This window comes from Actinomadura sp. 7K534 (genome assembly GCF_004348575.1).
GTDB lineage: Bacteria > Actinomycetota > Actinomycetes > Streptosporangiales > Streptosporangiaceae > Spirillospora > Spirillospora livida.
Window position 1 is genome coordinate 1 of record NZ_SMKB01000055.1, and the last position, 16,149, is coordinate 16,149.

The window sequence follows — 16,149 nt, forward strand, 5'->3', positions numbered from 1 at the left end:
CCGTCGCGCCCCGCCCCTTCGCGCCCCGCTTCGTGGCGCACCCGGACGGTGCGGCCGTTCTTCTTGTGACGATTCGACGTCATGTGTCACAGTGTAAGCACAGATTCGAGGCCGGCGGCAGGCCGGTGACGGGAGGCGCGGGTGGAGACGCGGGACATGCTGTGGAGCGGCTGGGGCGATCCGGGCCGGGCCGCGCCGCTGCCGGAACCGGTGGTCGGGCTGCTGCGCGACATGCTCGGGGTGCGGCCCGCCGAGCGGCCCCCGGCCGACCTCGCAGGCGTCGAGGTCCCCGCCTGCCGCCTCGACGACGGCGACCTGACCGCGCTGGCGAAGATCGTCGGGGACTCCAACGTCCGCGCCGACACCGAGACGCGCGTTCGGCACACCCGCGGCAAGTCGACGCCCGACCTGCTGCGCATCCGCGCCGGCGAGACGGCGGACGCGCCCGACGCGGTCGTCCTCCCGGGATCGCACGACGAGGTCCTCGCCGTGCTGCGGGCCTGCGCGGAGCGCCGGATCGCGGTCGTCCCGTTCGGCGGCGGCACCTCGGTCGTCGGCGGGCTGGCCCCCTCGGCCGACGGCGCGGGCAGGGGCACGGGCGGCGGCGGGTTCATCGCGCTCGACCTGCGGCGCATGGACGCCGTCGTCTCGGTCGACGAGACCGCCCGGACGGCCGTCCTGCAGCCCGGCCTGCGCGCCCCGGACGCCGAGGCGCGGCTGGGGGAGCGCGGCTACACCCTCGGGCACTTCCCGCAGTCGTTCGAGTGGGCGTCGATCGGCGGGTTCGCGGCGGCGCGGTCCAGCGGGCAGGCGTCCGCGGGGTACGGGCGCTTCGACGACATGGTGGTGGCGCTGACGGCCGCCACCCCGGAGGGGACGCTCGACCTCGGCCGTGCGCCGAAGTCGGCCGCGGGCCCCGACCTGCGGCAGCTCGTCCTCGGCTCGGAGGGCGCGTTCGGTGTGATCACGTCCGTGACCGTGCGGATCCATCCCGTCCCGGAGGCGCGGGAGTACGAGGGCTGGCGGTTCGCGTCGTTCGGCGAGGGCGCGGCCGCGCTGCGCCGGCTCGCCCAGGACGGGCCGCTGCCCGCGGTCCTGCGGCTGTCCGACGAGACCGAGACGATGGTCGGGCTGGCCGACCCGGCCGCGATCGGAACGCCGGGCGGAGCCGGTTCTTCGGCCGGCTGCCTGGCGGTGCTCGGGTTCGAGGGCACCGCGCGGGGGGTCGCCGGACGGCGGGCGGAGGCGGCGGAGGTGCTGCGCGCCGCCGGCGGCGAGCCGCTCGGCACCGGCCCGGGCGAGAAGTGGGCGCACGGCCGGTTCAACGCCCCCTACCTGCGCGACTCGCTGCTGGACGCGGGCGCGTTCGTGGAGACGCTGGAGACCGCCGCGTTCTGGCCGGACGTCCCCCGGCTCTACGACGCCGTCCGGTCCGCGCTGATCGGCGCGCTGTCCGGAGCGGGCACGCCACCGCTGCTGATGTGCCACATCTCGCACGTCTACCCGTCCGGGGCCTCGCTGTACTTCACCGTCGTGTCCGCGCAGGGCGCGGATCCGGTGGCGCACTGGGACGCGGCCAAGCGCGCCGCCAACGACGCGATCATCGACGCGGGCGGAACGATCAGTCATCATCACGGGGTGGGCACCGACCACCGCGACTGGTACGCCCGGGAGATCGGGCCGCTGGGCGCGGCGGTGCTCCGCGCCGTCAAGGAGCGGGTCGATCCGGCCGGGATCATGAACCCGGGCGTGCTCGTCCCGCCGGCCGCAGAGGAGTGAGCACAGGACATGCCCGCCCCTGAGCAAGGTCCGCGCGCGTTCACCGCGATCGTCAACCCGGCGGCGGGCGACTCCGCGTCGGCCTCGTCACTGATCACGCTGGCCCGGCTGCTGCGCGAGGCGGGCGCCGACGTCGCCGTCGAGTACAGCCGCGGCCTCGGCCACGCCCACGACGTCGCCCGCGCCGCCGCCGGAACCGGGCGGGTGGTGCTCGGCGTCGGCGGCGACGGCATGGTCGGCTGCGTCGGCGGCGCCCTGGCCGGCCTGGACACCGGGAAGGACGGCGCCGGGAAGGGGGCGGTGTTCGGCATCGTCCCGGCGGGGCGCGGCAACGACTTCGCGCGGCAGCTCGGCGTCCCGTCCGACCCGGAGGAGCTGGCCAAGCTGCTGCTGGAGGGCGAGCCGCGCGCGGTCGACGCCATCGAGGCCAACGGCACGCCCGTGCTCGGCAGCGTCTACGCGGGCGTGGACGCCGTCGCCAACGACAACGCCAACAACACGCGGCTGCTGCGCGGCTCCGCGGCCTACTACGTCGGGGCGCTGCGCGCGATCATCTCGTGGCGCCCCGCCGACTACCTGATCACCGTGGACGGCGAGTCGTTCGCGCGGAAGGGCTACACCGTCGTCGCGGCGAACTCCGGCTACTACGGCTTCGGCAAGCACATCGCGCCGGACGCCCGCGTGGACGACGGGCTGCTGGACGTCGTCCTCATCCGGAGCGCGCCGAAGAAGCTGTTCTTCTCCGTGATGCGGGAGCTGGAGGACGGGTCGCACGTGCGCCGGCCGGAGGTCGAGGTAATGCGGGGCCGCGAGGTGCGGATCGAGCTGACCGGGCCGCCCGGCAGGACGCTCCCGTACGGCGCGGACGGCGAGCTGCCCGGGGTGCTGCCGGTCACTGCACGGGTGATGCCCGGCGCGCTCCGCGTCCTGGCGCCCTGACCCCCGCGCATCCGCCGCTGACCTGCGGGAACGCGTGTCCCCGAGTTGGCCATGATGTTTGGGTCCGTTTACGCTCGCATTACGGCTTCTCGGATAGCGTCAGTTACGTCCCGCTTAGGGACCGTTGGGGCCGTCTGCGGACGGGGTCATGAGAAGGCGACTGCTCGCCGTTCTGGGGGGACTCATGACCACCCGCGGGCGCCCTCGTCGTGGTGGCGCCGGCGTCTCTGGGGGTGGCGCCGGCGTCCACCACGCACACGCACTCCCCGCCGAAGCCCCGCGCCCGCGAAGATCACACGCCGGGCTCCGGCAAGTCGCTTGACGGCCGAGATCGCCTCCGGCCAGGCTGTGCGGACCCCTACCCGAGCCTTTCGCCACGGCAGGCTGCCCGGAGCCTGCGCGCGGACACGCGCCGGACGGAACGGCTCACCCCCCGGAGGCGTCCCCTGTGAGTGCCGAGGAGTACCCCGACAACTCGCGCACCTCAGAGGCGGGCGCCGGATGGGTCTGCCAGAAACCGGGCACGTTCCACGACCTGCTGCCCGAGCGCGTCCCCGACTTCTCCTGGCGCCGCCCCAGGGTGCTGTGGCGCTCCCGGAACGACGTGGTGGCGCACCTGTTCGGCGATCCCTCGAACGCGATCCGCCGCCGCTGCGTCGCCGCGCTGCGCGAGCGGGGCACGCCGGCCGCGTTCACCGTCCACCGCGCCGAGTCCGAGTTCTCGTTCGCCCTGCTCGGCGACACCGGCGAGGGCGACCGGTCGCAGTACGCCGTCGTCCCGCCGCTGCTGCACGCCGCCGCCGGCACCGACTTCATGATCATCGCCAGCGACGTGATCTACCCGGCGGGCGACGCGGACCAGTACCCCGGCAAGTTCTTCCGCCCGTACAAGGACTATCCCGCCCCCATCTACGCCATCCCCGGCAACCACGACTGGTACGACGGCCTGCGCGGCTTCCTGCACGTCTTCTGCGACCTGGACACCGACTGCTCCCCGCCGCCGTGGCGCGGACCGCTCTCCTTCCTGCCCCGCCTGCTGTGGCGCTCGCCCGGCGAGGTGGACGCCGCCGCGCTTGAGGAGGCCCGCCGCCGGTACCGGGGCGCGCCCGGCCAGCGGTCCGTCCAGCCGGGCCCGTACTGGGCGATCGACACGCCGTCGCTGCGCGTCATCGGCATCGACACCGGCATCACGGGCACGATCGACCGCGGCCAGGGCCGCTGGCTGCGGGAGGTCTCCGCTGGTCCGAAACCCAAGCTGCTCGTGACCGGAAAACCGCTGTACGTGGACGACGAGCACCGGCCGGGGAAGATCGAGGGCGGCGGGACCGTGGACGAGATCGTCCGGGACCCGGCCCACAACTACGTGGCCGCGATCGGCGGCGACATCCACAACTACCAGCGCTACCCGATCGAGACCGGCGACGGGCGGACGATCCAGTACGTCGTCTCCGGCGGCGGGGGCGCGTTCATGCACGCCACCCACACGATCCCCCGGACCCGCGTGGTCGAGGAGGACCGGTTCCGCTGCTACCCGCTGCGCGGCGACTCCCTGTCCCGCTACAGCAAGCTGTACGGCCGCTGGCTGCGGCTGCCGAAGCTCTTCGAGCTGACCCCGGAGGAGGCCACGGCCGCCGTCCGGAGCAGGCTCGGCATCCGGCCCGCCCGCGGATACGACGGCCCCGGCCCGTCCCTCCGCGCCCGCTTCGTCGCGGCGCTCCTGGGCGTCCCGCGCGGCGGCCGGCACCGCCCCCGCTTCCTCCGGGCCCCCGTGCACAAGCTGCCGCAGCGCTTCCGCTCGGAACTGGCCGACTGGGACGACCCGCCGTTCTTCAAGAGCTTCCTGCGCGTGGACGTGACCGAGTCGCGGCTGACGATCCGCTGCCACGCCGCCACCGGCTGCGGCGACCAGGAGACCAACCCGCCGTGCGAGGACGAGGTAGTCATCCCCCTGCGCTGACCCGCGGTTTGGAGAATCACCCTAAACCCCGGCGAAGGTGGCGTTCCGGCAGCACGAGGGGTGGGCGGCCCGTTACAGTCGTGGCTCGTCAGACGGGTGAACGGTAACAGGCGGTCGGCCGGAAACGACCGCGTCCCACAGGAAGAGCACCACCATGAGTTACCCACAGCAGGGTCAGGGCCAGTACTACCAGCAGCAGGTCCACCAGGGCGGTCACGCGCCCGTCCACCAGCAGCAGCAGGCACCCGTCGCCGTGGGCGCCGGGTCCAACATGAAGCGCCGCAACCCCGTCGGCGCCTGGCTCGGCCTGCCGCTCATCACCTTCGGCATCTACGGCCTCGTGTGGTTCTACAAGGTCCACAGCGAGCTGCACGCGTACGACCGGCGCATCGGCGACTCCTCGGTCAACGCGCTGCTGTCGATGCTCTTCGGCGCATTGACGCTCGGCATCTGGCCACTGGTCGTGTTCGTCAAGCTCGGCGGGCGCATCGCCGCCGCGCAGCGCGCCGCCGGCCTCCCCGCGAGCTGCAGCGGCGGCATCGGGTTCCTGCTCGGCATCTTCGGCTTCGGAGTCCTCTACTACCAGATCCAGCTCAACAAGGTCGTCGACCGCTACGGCGCCACCCCGCCCGGCCAGCAGGTGTCGCTCGTCGCCTGATCCCCGCCGCCTGATCCACCGGGATCGATTCCAGGGGCTACGGCCCTGGCCCCCCGCTGCAGATCCCAGAGGACCCCTCCGCCCCACCCGTCGCGGAGGGGTCTTCGCATGCGCGCCGTGTCGGTGGCGCGCGCCAGAATGAGCACGTGAAGGTCGCTGTGGCGGTGGGGGAGCGCGGCGGGGGAGCGCTCCGGCCCCTCGCCGAGGACGGGACGCCCGCGGGGCCCGTCCAGCACGTCCCCGACCTCGTCGCGGCCATCGGCGAGCGGGAGCGGGCCGAGTCGCCGCGATGGGTGTGGCCGTCCACCGCCAGGCTCTACCCCCGGCTGCTGGACGCGGGCGTGCGGGTGGGCCGCTGCCACGACCTGGAACTGGTCGAGAGCCTTCTGCTCGGCCACGCCGGACGGTACGGGGAGCCGCGCTCGGTGCGGGCGGCGTGGGCGCGGTCGCGCGGGGAGCCGGTGCCCGCGGACGCACCGTCGCGGGAGAAGCCGGCGCAGGCGTCGCTCTTCGACGACGACGAGGACGGGGACGAGCCCGCCGACGAGATCGAGCAGGTCGTCGCCGTGCACGCCGAGCAGCAGCGCGCCATCACCGGGCTGAACGACGGGCCGGGGGCCGGCGGGCGGTTCGCGCTGCTCGCGGCGGCGGAGTCGGCCGGAGCGCTGGCCGCGGCCGAGATGGGGCACGACGGGCTCCCCTGGTCGGCGGCCGAGCACGACGCGCTGCTCACCGAACTGCTCGGACCGCGGCCCTCCGGCGGCCTGCGCCCCCGCAGGCTCCAGGACCTCGCCGACCGCATCAGCGCCGCGTTCGGCCCGCGCACGCACGTCAACCCCGACTCCCCGGCGCAGCTCCTCAAGGCGTTCGCGTCGGCCGGGCATCCGATCCCCTCGACGCGCGCCCACGTGCTGAAGGGCGTGGACCATCCCGCTGTGCCGCTGCTGCTGGAGTACAAGGAACTCGCACGCCTGCACACCGCGCACGGCTGGGCCTGGCTGGACACCTGGGTGAGCGGGGGACGGTTCCGCCCCGAGTACGTGGCCGGCGGGGTGGTGTCCGGCCGGTGGGCGACGAGCGGCGGGGGCGCCCTGCAGATCCCGCGCGTCCTGCGCAGGGCCGTCGTCGCCGATCCCGGCTGGTCGCTCGTCGTCGCGGACGCGGCCCAGCTCGAACCCCGGGTGCTGGCGGCCCTCGCGGGCGACCGCGCGTTCGCCGAGGCCGCCGCCCACGGCGACCTCTACGCGGCCCTCTCCGGCGCCTTCGACTCCGTACCGGCGGCGGACGACGGCATGAGCGCGCGCGACAAGGCCAAGCTCGCGCTGCTGTCCGCCATGTACGGCGGCGGGACGGGCGAGGCCGTGCGGCTCCTCGCCGTCCTGCGGAACCGGTTCCCCGACGCGTTCGAGTACGTCGAGGCCGCCGCGCGGGCCGGGGAGCGCGGGCGGCTCGTCCGGTCCCGGCTGGGGCGCACCTGCCCGCCGCCGTCGGCCGGCTGGCGCGAGCTGACCGCCGCGGGCGACGACGGCCCGTCCGCCGAGCGGCGCGGCCCGGCCGCGCAGGCGCTGCGCAGCCGGGGCCGCTTCACCCGCAACTTCGTCGTCCAGGCGACCGCCGCCGACTGGGCGCTCGCCCTGCTCGCCTCACTGCGCCGCCGCCTCACCGCTCTCGGCTCCGGTCCCCGCCTGGTGTTCTTCCAGCACGACGAGGTCATCGTGCACACCCCGGCGGAGCCGGCCGCGAACGTGGCCGCCGCCGTCCGCGCCTCGGCCGAGGAGGCGCGGCGGCTCCTCTTCGGCGACACCCCGGTCGTGTTCCCCATGGAGATCGCGATCGTGGACCGCTACGCCGACGCCAAGTGAGCGGCCCGTCCGGCGGGCGCTCAGCCGGCGATCGTGTACGACGCGCGGGTGTTGAGGGCGTCGACGTCGTCGAAGGACGTCAGCCGGTAGGCGCCGCTGATGGTCTCCAGCTCGTTCGGCGCCAGGACGTCCTCGATGGCCTCGAAACCGCGCGGTGCGCGCTCGCTGACCGTCTGCAGGATCCGGTCGGCGGGCATGTCGCGGCAGGCCAGCACGATGGCGTTGACCGTTTCGCGGCGCTCCCGCTCGTAGGCGAGCAGGCCCTCGGCGGGGTCGGCGGCCCGGACCAGCTCGTGCGCCAGGACGCGGGCGTCCAGCACGGCCTGGGACCCGCCGTTCGACCCGATCGGGTACATCGGGTGGGCGGCGTCGCCGAGCAGGGTCACCCGGCCGGACGTCCAGCGGTCGAGGGGATCGCGGTCGACCATCGGGTACTCGAGGATCTCCGCCGAGCCGGACAGCATCGCCGGGATGTCGAGCCAGTCGAACTTCCAGTCGGCGAAGTGGGGGAGCACGTCCTCCAGGCGGCCGGTCCGGTTCCAGTCCGCGGTCTCCTCCAGCTGGTCGTCCGTGAGCCGCACCTCGGCCACCCAGTTCAGCAGCGCACTTCCCCGGCGCTCGGCGCGCATGGAGATCGGGTAGACGACCATCTTGGACGCGGCGTTGCTGCCCGCGATGGCCAGCGTCCGCCCGGTCAGGAACGGCTCGCCCTCGGTGACGCCGCGCCACATCCTGATCCCGTTCCACAGCGGCGCCTTCTCGCCCGGGTTCAGCTGGGCCCGGACGGCGGAGTGCAGGCCGTCCGCGCCGATCAGGACGTCGGCGGTGACGGTGTCGGCGGTGCCGGACGCGCGGTCGCGCAGCCGCGCCCGCACGCTCTCCCCGTCCTGCTCGAAGCCCTCGAACACCGTCCCGGTGCGGACGGCGTCCTCGCCGAGCCGCGCCAGGACGGCGTCCAGCAGCATCATCTGCAGTTCGCCGCGGTGGACGGAGTACTGCGGCCAGCGGTAGCCGAGCGCGCGTCCCCGCGGCTCGGCCCAGATCCGGCCGCCGTAGCGGTCGAAGTGCACCGTCTCGGCCGTGGGGATGCCGGTCTCGGCGAGGTCGTCGCCGAGACCCAGCTCGGTGAGCTCCCGGACGGCGTGCGGGAGCAGGTTGATGCCGACGCCGAGCGGCCGCAGCCGGACGGCGGAGTCGACGACGAGCGCCTCGACGCCGGCCTCGTGCAGGCTCAGGGCGGTGGTGAGCCCGCCGATCCCCGCACCCACGATGAGTACGCGCATGAATCGCCCTCCCGTTGTGCGGGCAGGCGGGGCCGGTGCGATGGCGGCCCCGTCCGCCCCGGTCTCGTTCCTCCGCCGCCGCGCGGCGGCGGTTCGTGCGGTGTGCGCCGTCCGTCAGGAAGCCGGTTTCGCGCCGGCGCCCTTGGCCTCCGCCACCCCGGCCGGCTGCGCGCTGACCGGGGCGGCGCCCGGCACCCGCGCGCCGCCGCGGACCAGCCGCCCGACCTCGGCCCGCAGCTGGACGAACTCCGGCAGCCCGCGGGTGTCGATCTGGTCGCGGACGGACGGCAGCCCGACGGGCAGGTCGGCGTGCACCCGGGCGGGCGAGCGGTTCAGGACGACGACCCGGTCACCGACGTAGACGCTCTCGTCGATGTCGTGGGTGACCAGCAGGATCGTCATCTTCTCCGTGCGGTGCACCTGGAGGACGAGGTCCTCCAGGTCCTCCCGGGTCTGCGCGTCCACGGAGCCGAACGGCTCGTCCATCAGCAGCAGCGACGGGCGGTAGGCCAGCGCCCGCGCGATCGACACGCGCTGCTGCATGCCGCCGGACAGCTGCCACGGGTACTTGCGGCCCGCGTCGTGGAGGCCCACCGACTCCAGGGCCTCCTCGGCGGCGGCCCGCCGCTCCGAGCGCGACTTCCCGCGCCGGCGCAGCGGCAGCGCCACGTTGTCGCGGACGCTCAGCCAGGGGAACAGCGAGCGGCTGTAGTCCTGGAACACGACCGCGAGGTCGTCGGGCACGCCGTTGATCGGCTTGCCGTCCAGCGTCAGCCGCCCGCCGGTCGGCTGGATCAGCCCGGCGATGCACCGCAGCAGCGTCGACTTGCCGCAGCCGGACGGCCCGACGATGCTGACCAGCTGCCCGTCCGGGACGGTGAGGTCGAGGCCGTCGAGTACCTTGAGCCCGTCTCCTCCGTAGGAGTGGGTGAGGCCGGTTATCTGAAGCATCACGGCCACCTTTTCTGTGTGTACGTCATGAGGGTCGTCAGCGTGGGGGCGTCGGTCAAGTCGCGAGCCGCTGCGCACCGATGTGCCAGGCCAGCAGGCGGCGCTCCAGGAGCATGAACACGGCGTTGAACACGAAGCCGAGGATGCCCAGCATGACGATGCCGGCCCACATCCGGGGCAGCTCGAACGAGCGCTGGGCGCCGAGGAGCTCGGAGCCGATGCCCGCGGTGCTGCCGAACAGCTCGGAGATGACCATGAGGATCAGCGCGAACGACAGCGCGACCCGCAGCCCCGCGAAGATCTTCGGGCCCGCTCCGGGGAGGATGATGGTCACCAGCCGGCGGAACCGGCCGACGCCGAACACCTTGGCCGTCTCCAGCTGCAGGGACTCCACGGTGCGGACACCGTCGCACGTGTTCAGCAGCACCGGCCACACCACGCCGAACGCGATCGTGACGATCTGCATGGTGGAGCCGAGCTGGAACACGATGATGAAGAACGGCAGCAGCGTCGGCGGCGGCACCGCGCGCAGGAACTCCAGCACCGGGCTCGCCATGTCGTAGAGGACCTGCGACCGTCCGATCGCCGCGCCCAGCACGACGCCGGCGGCGCCCGCCGCGCCCCACCCGATGAACAGGTGGGTGAGGCTGGTGGAGAAGTCGTCCGTCGCGTTCTCCGTGAGGAACAGGCTGGACGCGGGCCCGGAGAACCACAGCTCGTGCAGCGCCTGGGCGATCCGGGTCGGCGGCGGGAAGTAGGTCTCGTTCACCGCGCGGGTGACGACCTCCCACAGCACGAAGACCAGGGCGACGAGCCAGGCGCGCTCGACGAATCCGCGGAGCGCCTTGAGGATCCTCATGCGATCCCCTCCACCTTCGCAGAGTGCCACCTGAACGCGACCCGTTCCAGCCCGAGCAGGGCCAGGTTGGCCAGCAGCCCGAGGACACCGGCCCAGACCGCTCCGGCCAGGAGCAGGTCCGTGCGGCCGCCGCCGGCCTGCGTGGAGCTGAGGTAGATGCCGACGCCGTTGATCCCGCCGGCCAGCAGCTCGGTGCTGACCACGACGATGAGGGCGACGGAGGCGGCGATGCGGACGCCGGTGGTGATGAACGGCGCGGCGCTCGGCAGCGAGACGCGCCACAGCACCGACGGCGTCCCGAACCCGAAGCTGCGCAGGCTGTCCTTCGCGACCGGGTCGACGTCGCGGAGCGCGTACAGGGTGTTGATGAGGATCGGCCACAGGCACGCGTAGAAGATCAGCGACATCTTCATCTGCGTCGGGTCCGCGAACAGGATGATGGCGAGCGGGATCAGCGCGACCGAGGGGATGGGCCGCATGAGTTCGACGAGCGCGCGGGCGGCGGTGCCCAGCAGCGGTACCGAGCCGAGCAGGACGCCCAGCGGGACCGCCACGAGCACCGCCAGCGCGAGCCCGCCGAACCACGCCTGAAGCGTCGCCGCGACGTCGGCGAGGAACTTCCCGTCGACGGCGAGCTTCCCGGCCTCCCCCAGAACGGTCGTCGCCGGGGGGAGGGCGGACGCGTCCACGAGGCCGGTACGGCTCACGACCTCGAGGACTGCGACCGCACCGGCCACCCCGGCGGCGCCGAAGACGATGCGGCGAAGACTCATGCGGCGGATTCGGCGATGAACTGCTTCACGTCGATCTTCTCCTCGACGTAGCCGAACTGGAGCATCACGTCCGCCACGCGCTGGAGCCTGGTGGCGTTCAGCGTGGTCGGGAACGTGCCGTAGCTCATGGTCGAGGCGACCTCTTCGTTGATGCCCTTGGCGTAGGTCGGCAGGGTGTCCTGCACGAGCTTGCGGTCGGCCGCCATGCCCTGGGCCTTCTGCAGCGCGCGCTGGAACGCGGCGGTCGTCTTCGGGTGCTCCTGGATGAACTTCTCGGTGGCGGCGTAGCCGGCGATCGGGAAGTCGGCGGTGGGGCCGCTGGACAGGTCGGAGACCATGCGGGCGCCCAGCGTCTTCTGCATCTGGGTGCCGAACGGCTCGATCGCCTGGACGGCCTCGACGCTCTTGCTCTTGAGGGCCTGCTCCATCGCGGGCGGGGGGACCTCGACGAAGTTCTTGTCCTCGTCGAACTCGACGCCCTGCGGCTTGCCGGCGGCGCGGACGAGCAGCGTGCTGATGTTGCGGCGCGTGTTGACGCCGATCTTCTTGCCCTCAAGGTCCTTGATCGTGCGGTACGGGGAGTCCTTGCGGACCATCAGGGTGTGGGTCTTCGAGGCGCTCTGGAAGCCCTCGGCGACGATCTTGGGCTTGAAGCCCGGGTCCTTGACGCCGGCGGTCAGCAGCGAGACGTAGTTGCCGAAGCTGAAGTCCAGGCGGCCGCTCTTGAGCAGCGGGATGCCGGCGGCGCCGCCCTGGATCACCTGCGTCTTGACGTTCAGGCCCTCGGCCTTGAACAGGCCCTTGTCGATGGCGATCTGCACCGGGGCGGTGTCGGCGACGGTCATGGTGCCGAGGGTGATATCGGTCTTCTCCAGGCCGTTGGCCGAGGATCCCTCGTCGGAGTCGCCGCAGGCGACGACGGTGAGCCCGAGCGCGATGGCCAGTGCGCCGCCGAGGAAGGTGCGGCGGTGGGAAGCAGACATGATCAATGCTCCATTTGCGGGGGAAGCTGGCTGAAAGTCGATCTTTCAACGAGCCGGGAGCGTAGCGCACCACGAGCGCGCCATGGGGGAGATGCGAGCTTTACGTGCACTTATGTGAACACACATGAGCAAGCTGTGACATTTCCGTCTCCTACATCACAAGTCTAGACCTGTGTGATCATTCGGGTTGGCCATGATGGTTGCTCTGTGTTGCAATGTTCGGCGCTTGCCCACAGTGGTGCGGGCAGGTGACACGACCCGGATCTCGGTCAGGGTCACTGTGCGCCGCGAGCGATCGACCCATTGAGAGGTAGCGGAGGGCAGTGCGGAAAGCCGAAGGGGCCGAGATGGCCCCGCAGTCCCCTCAGCCAGGCCCGTCTGCCAGCGAAGACGCCCCCAAGCGAGGCTTCCTGGGAGGCCGGTTCAAGCTGCGCAACTGGCGCGTGCGGACGCGCCTCTTCGCCCTCATCGCGGTGCCCACGATCGTGGCCGCACTCCTTGCGGGCTTCCGCGTCCAGGTGTCCATGGAGGACGCCGACGCCTACCGCCGGACCGGCCAGATGGCTACGCTCGGTAAGGAACTGACTGCGCTCGCGCACGAGGTGGAGAACGAGCGCGACGCCATGGCGAGCCGGGCCGCGGGCGGCGCGCGCGCCATCAGCGACGAGGAGCTGAAACAGCGCCAGACGGGCGTGGACGCCGCCGCCCGCAAGGTGCAGGCCGCGGCCCAGGGCCTGGAGGTCAACGCACCCGGGCTGGAACTGGCGCTCGGGAACGTCCTCGACCGGGTGAACGACCTGCCGGCGCTGCGGGCCCTGTCCGCGAGCCTGGCACCGGGGCCGATCATCGACAAGTACGGCGAGTTCGTCGACGACTTCAGCGGATACCACCTGCTGGTCTCCCAGGACGCCCCGACGCCCGAGCTGGCGCAGGGCGCGCTGGCCCTCGCCGACCTGGCGAGCGCCAAGGACGCCGCGTCCCGGGAGCGCGCCCTCGTCGGCGCGGCCCTCTGGGAGGGGCAGTTCCTCCCGATCGACCGCGCCTCGGTCGACGACGCCCGCGCCGACCTCAACACCAGCATCGAGGCGTTCCGCAGCTCGGCCACCGTGACGCAGCTCCAGCTCTTCGAGGACACCGTCACCGGCCCCGAGCTGGACCGCGCGGAGATCACCCGGCTGCGGGCCCTCGCGGTCGCCGACAGCAACCAGGAGCTGCAGGTCCGGCTCGGCAGCCGCGTCGCGAACAGCTGGATGTCCGACTCCACCGTGCGCATCGACAAGCTGCGCACGGTCGAGCAGAAGATCGCCTCGGATCTCGCCGCCGGGGCCGGCGACGCCCAGTCCAGCGCGCAGACCGACGCGATCCGGGACGGGGCGCTGCTGTTCCTCGTCCTCGCGATCGTCCTGGCGACCGTCATCCTGGTGGCCCGCTCGCTGGTGCGCCCGCTGCGCCGGCTGCAGTCCGGCGCGCTGGAGGTGGCCGGCACCCGGCTGCCGGGCCTGGTCGACCGGCTGCGCGATCCGGAGGCCGCCGCGGGCGGCATCGAGGTCGAACCCATCGAGATCGACTCCACCGACGAGATCGGCCAGGTCGCGCGGGCGTTCGACGAGGTCCACCGCGAGGCGGTCCGGCTGGCGGCCGACGAGGCGGTCCTGCGCGGCAACATCAACGCGATGTTCGTCAACCTCTCGCGCCGCAGCCAGTCGCTGATCGAGCGCCAGCTGAAGCTGATCGAGGAGCTGGAGCAGAGCGAGCGCGACGAGGAGCAGCTCGGAAACCTGTTCCGGCTGGACCACCTGGCGACCCGCATGCGCCGCAACAATGAGAACCTCCTCGTCCTCGGCGGCCAGGACCAGGTGCGCCGGTGGAACCAGCCGGTTGCGCTGATCGACGTCGTCCGCGCCTCGCTGTCCGAGGTCGAGCAGTACGAACGCGTCGCGCTCCGGGTTCAGGGCGACATGACCGTCACCGGCCCCGTCGTCAACGACCTCGTCCACCTGCTGGCCGAGCTGGTGGAGAACGCCACGGTCTTCTCCGCCGACCACACCAAGGTCACCGTCTCCGGGCAGATGCTGAGCGGCGGCGGCGCCATGCTGCAGATCACCGACAACGGCGTGGGCATGTCGGCCGAGGAGCTGGAGCAGGCCAACTGGCGGCTCGCGAACCCGCCCGTCATCGACTTCTCCGCGGCCCGCCGCATGGGCCTGTTCGTGGTCGGCCGCCTGGCCGTCCGGCACGGGATCCGCGTGGAGCTGCGCGCCGCGCAGGGCGGCGGCCTCACCGCGTTCGTGGTGCTGCCCGACGCGGTGATCACCCCCGGCGAGTCCGGCGGGTTCGGCGGCCGCGGCGGCTTCAACGGCCGGGAGAGCGACGGCCAGCAGCTCGCCGCGCTGACCAGCAGCGCCGAGCCGCCCGCCATCGGCTCCGGCGGGTTCGCCCAGGACGACTACGGGACCGGGTCGCACCCGATGGTCGGCGGCACCGGCCCGCTGCGCTCCCTGCGCGGCGCGACCGGGCCCCAGCCGGCCATGAACGAGACCGGCCCGATCCCCGCCGCCGGCGGCGGGCCCGGCTCGTTCCCCAGCACCGGCCCGCTGCCCACCGTGTCGCCCGGCGACCAGGGGCGGCCCGCGGACGACCCGTACCAGCCCGGCGACCGGCAGCCGCCGCGCCGCCCGGGCGAGCTGCCCATCCGCCGCCCCGGCTCCCACATGCCGGGACGCCCGGTCGACGACGGCCCCAACGGCCTGTTCCAGCCGCGCAGCGAGCGGCAGGACGGCGCCGCCAACGGCGCCTACGGCCAGGCCGGTGCCCAGGGCGGGCCCCAGTCCGTCGTCCCCGAGGCCCAGCCGATGGTGCCCGAGCAGGGCGGCCCGCGGCAGATCCCATGGGAGACCGGGCCGCTGGAGCAGGTGGGCGGAGACTCCGGGCAGGGGCCGCAGGCCCCTTACGGCGACGCCTCGCAGCCTGGTCCCGGGCACCGGCGGCGCACGTCCCAGTGGGACACGGGCGGGATGGCGCGGACGCAACCGGCCGGGGAGTCGTTCCAGGAACCGCCCGTCTCCGAACCGTCCGTGCGGGCGCCCCAGGCACCGCCGGTGCAGGCGCCGCCCGAGCAGCAGGCGCCACCGCGGGTGCCCGAGCGTTCGCCCATCTTCGACGCGATGCAATCGGAGTGGTTCATGCGAAGGTCGGGAGACAACTCGGGGGAGGACCCCGCGCGGGGCTGGGAGTCCCCGGCGGACGCGGGCTTCCGCGCCGCCGAGGCCGCCCGCGAGCCCGTCGCGACGACGCGTACCAGCGTCGGGCTGCCGAAGCGGGTGCCGGGCAAGAACCGGGTCCCCGGGGCGGTGGGCCGCGCGGCCGCGCCGGCCGGGAACGCGCAGGCCGGAGCAGCCGGACCGGCGGCGGGCCAGGCGCCGCCGCAGAGCCCCGGTCAGGGGCAGCAGGCGCGCGGCGGGCCGGCGCAGGACCCGCAGGGATACGGCCAGACGGCCGACGTCGTACGCAACCGCTTCGCGAGCCTCCAGCGGGGTGTCCATCGGGGACGCCACGAGGCACGCGGCGCAGGCACGTCAGGTGAGGCGCCGTCACAGGGTGACGGCGAGACAGGAGGCACCCGGTGAGCGGGCAGGATCTCAACTGGTTGGTGACGAACTTCGCGGACCGTGTCGCGAAGGTCGCGCACGCCGTCGTGGTCTCCTCGGACGGATTGCCGATGGCCTACTCGTCGGGCTTCCCGCCCGAGCGTGCGGACCAGCTCTCGGCGATCGCCTCGGGGTTGATGAGCCTGACCCAGGGCGCGGCGAAGATCTTCGACGCGGGCGGGGTGAACCAGACCGTCGTCGAGATGGACCGCGGCCTGCTGTTCGTGATGTCCATCACGAACGGGTCGGTGTTCGCCGTGCTCGCGGCGCCGGACTGCGACCTCGGACTCGTCGCGTACGAGATGACGCTGCTGGTGGAGCGCGTGGGCCGGGTGCTCTCGCCCGCGCTGCGCGCGCAGGAGCAGGGACAGCCTCCGTACTCGGGTCCTCCGGTGACGGAGATGGGCGCCGGCCCCGCCCGCTATTGACCGTGACTGACTCTGACGGAGGTCGGCGAC

The 16,149-nt window shown here is 73.2% G+C and carries 12 protein-coding genes; 7 read left to right on the forward strand and 5 right to left on the reverse strand.

Features of this window, described 5'->3' with window-relative positions:
• Positions 1-156: 156 nt before the first annotated feature.
• The 5 genes from E1266_RS13915 (at position 157) to E1266_RS13935 (ending at position 7,195) form a co-directional block, all read left to right on the forward strand.
• A complete protein-coding gene (locus tag E1266_RS13915) occupies positions 157-1,779 on the forward strand; it encodes an FAD-binding oxidoreductase (protein ID WP_132046919.1) in 1,623 nt (540 codons plus the stop codon).
• A gap of 9 nt (positions 1,780-1,788) precedes the next feature.
• On the forward strand, positions 1,789-2,718 hold the full coding sequence (locus E1266_RS13920; protein ID WP_132046865.1) for a diacylglycerol kinase family protein: 930 nt from the start codon (positions 1,789-1,791) through the stop codon (positions 2,716-2,718).
• Between the two features lie 448 nt (positions 2,719-3,166).
• On the forward strand, positions 3,167-4,675 hold the full coding sequence (locus E1266_RS13925; protein WP_132046867.1) for a metallophosphoesterase: 1,509 nt from the start codon (positions 3,167-3,169) through the stop codon (positions 4,673-4,675).
• A gap of 154 nt (positions 4,676-4,829) precedes the next feature.
• Positions 4,830-5,333, forward strand: coding sequence for a DUF4234 domain-containing protein (locus E1266_RS13930; RefSeq protein ID WP_132046869.1), 504 nt, complete (start codon positions 4,830-4,832; stop codon positions 5,331-5,333).
• Positions 5,334-5,479: 146 nt separating this feature from the next.
• On the forward strand, positions 5,480-7,195 hold the full coding sequence (locus E1266_RS13935; RefSeq protein ID WP_132046871.1) for a bifunctional 3'-5' exonuclease/DNA polymerase: 1,716 nt from the start codon (positions 5,480-5,482) through the stop codon (positions 7,193-7,195).
• Between the two features lie 20 nt (positions 7,196-7,215).
• Here E1266_RS13935 and E1266_RS13940 read toward each other — a convergent pair whose 3' ends face one another.
• The 5 genes from E1266_RS13940 to E1266_RS13960 all read right to left on the reverse strand — a co-directional run bounded on the left by E1266_RS13940 (position 7,216) and on the right by E1266_RS13960 (position 12,044).
• Positions 7,216-8,478 (reverse strand): flavin-dependent oxidoreductase, encoded by a 1,263-nt coding sequence (locus tag E1266_RS13940; RefSeq protein WP_132046873.1) that lies wholly within the window; start codon positions 8,476-8,478, stop codon positions 7,216-7,218.
• A gap of 114 nt (positions 8,479-8,592) precedes the next feature.
• Positions 8,593-9,429, reverse strand: coding sequence for an ABC transporter ATP-binding protein (locus E1266_RS13945; protein ID WP_132046875.1), 837 nt, complete (start codon positions 9,427-9,429; stop codon positions 8,593-8,595).
• A gap of 55 nt (positions 9,430-9,484) precedes the next feature.
• Positions 9,485-10,288 (reverse strand): ABC transporter permease, encoded by an 804-nt coding sequence (locus tag E1266_RS13950; protein ID WP_132046877.1) that lies wholly within the window; start codon positions 10,286-10,288, stop codon positions 9,485-9,487.
• Entirely contained in the window at positions 10,285-11,061 is a 777-nt protein-coding gene (locus tag E1266_RS13955; RefSeq protein WP_132046879.1) for an ABC transporter permease subunit, read from the reverse strand. The genes E1266_RS13950 and E1266_RS13955 overlap by 4 nt, the downstream gene beginning before the upstream one ends.
• Positions 11,058-12,044 carry an ABC transporter substrate-binding protein gene (locus E1266_RS13960; RefSeq protein WP_132046881.1) on the reverse strand — a complete coding sequence of 329 codons (987 nt, stop codon included), beginning with the start codon at positions 12,042-12,044 and terminating at the stop codon, positions 11,058-11,060. Before E1266_RS13960 ends, E1266_RS13955 begins: the two co-directional genes overlap by 4 nt.
• Before the next feature lie 443 nt (positions 12,045-12,487).
• Between E1266_RS13960 and E1266_RS13965 the strand changes: the two genes are divergently transcribed.
• Positions 12,488-15,670 carry a nitrate- and nitrite sensing domain-containing protein gene (locus tag E1266_RS13965; RefSeq protein ID WP_207945632.1) on the forward strand — a complete coding sequence of 1,061 codons (3,183 nt, stop codon included), beginning with the start codon at positions 12,488-12,490 and terminating at the stop codon, positions 15,668-15,670.
• On the forward strand, positions 15,667-16,119 hold the full coding sequence (locus E1266_RS13970; protein WP_132046885.1) for a roadblock/LC7 domain-containing protein: 453 nt from the start codon (positions 15,667-15,669) through the stop codon (positions 16,117-16,119). Before E1266_RS13965 ends, E1266_RS13970 begins: the two co-directional genes overlap by 4 nt.
• Positions 16,120-16,149 lie beyond the last annotated feature (30 nt).

Coding starts and splice junctions, on each gene's coding strand:
- E1266_RS13960 (WP_132046881.1), bottom strand. CDS start 12,044: ATGTCTGCTTCCCACCGCCGCACCTTCCTCGGCGGCGCACTGGCCATC.
- E1266_RS13920 (WP_132046865.1), top strand. CDS start 1,789: ATGCCCGCCCCTGAGCAAGGTCCGCGCGCGTTCACCGCGATCGTCAAC.
- E1266_RS13955 (WP_132046879.1), bottom strand. CDS start 11,061: ATGAGTCTTCGCCGCATCGTCTTCGGCGCCGCCGGGGTGGCCGGTGCG.
- E1266_RS13940 (WP_132046873.1), bottom strand. CDS start 8,478: ATGCGCGTACTCATCGTGGGTGCGGGGATCGGCGGGCTCACCACCGCC.
- E1266_RS13915 (WP_132046919.1), top strand. CDS start 157: ATGCTGTGGAGCGGCTGGGGCGATCCGGGCCGGGCCGCGCCGCTGCCG.
- E1266_RS13930 (WP_132046869.1), top strand. CDS start 4,830: ATGAGTTACCCACAGCAGGGTCAGGGCCAGTACTACCAGCAGCAGGTC.
- E1266_RS13945 (WP_132046875.1), bottom strand. CDS start 9,429: ATGCTTCAGATAACCGGCCTCACCCACTCCTACGGAGGAGACGGGCTC.
- E1266_RS13950 (WP_132046877.1), bottom strand. CDS start 10,288: ATGAGGATCCTCAAGGCGCTCCGCGGATTCGTCGAGCGCGCCTGGCTC.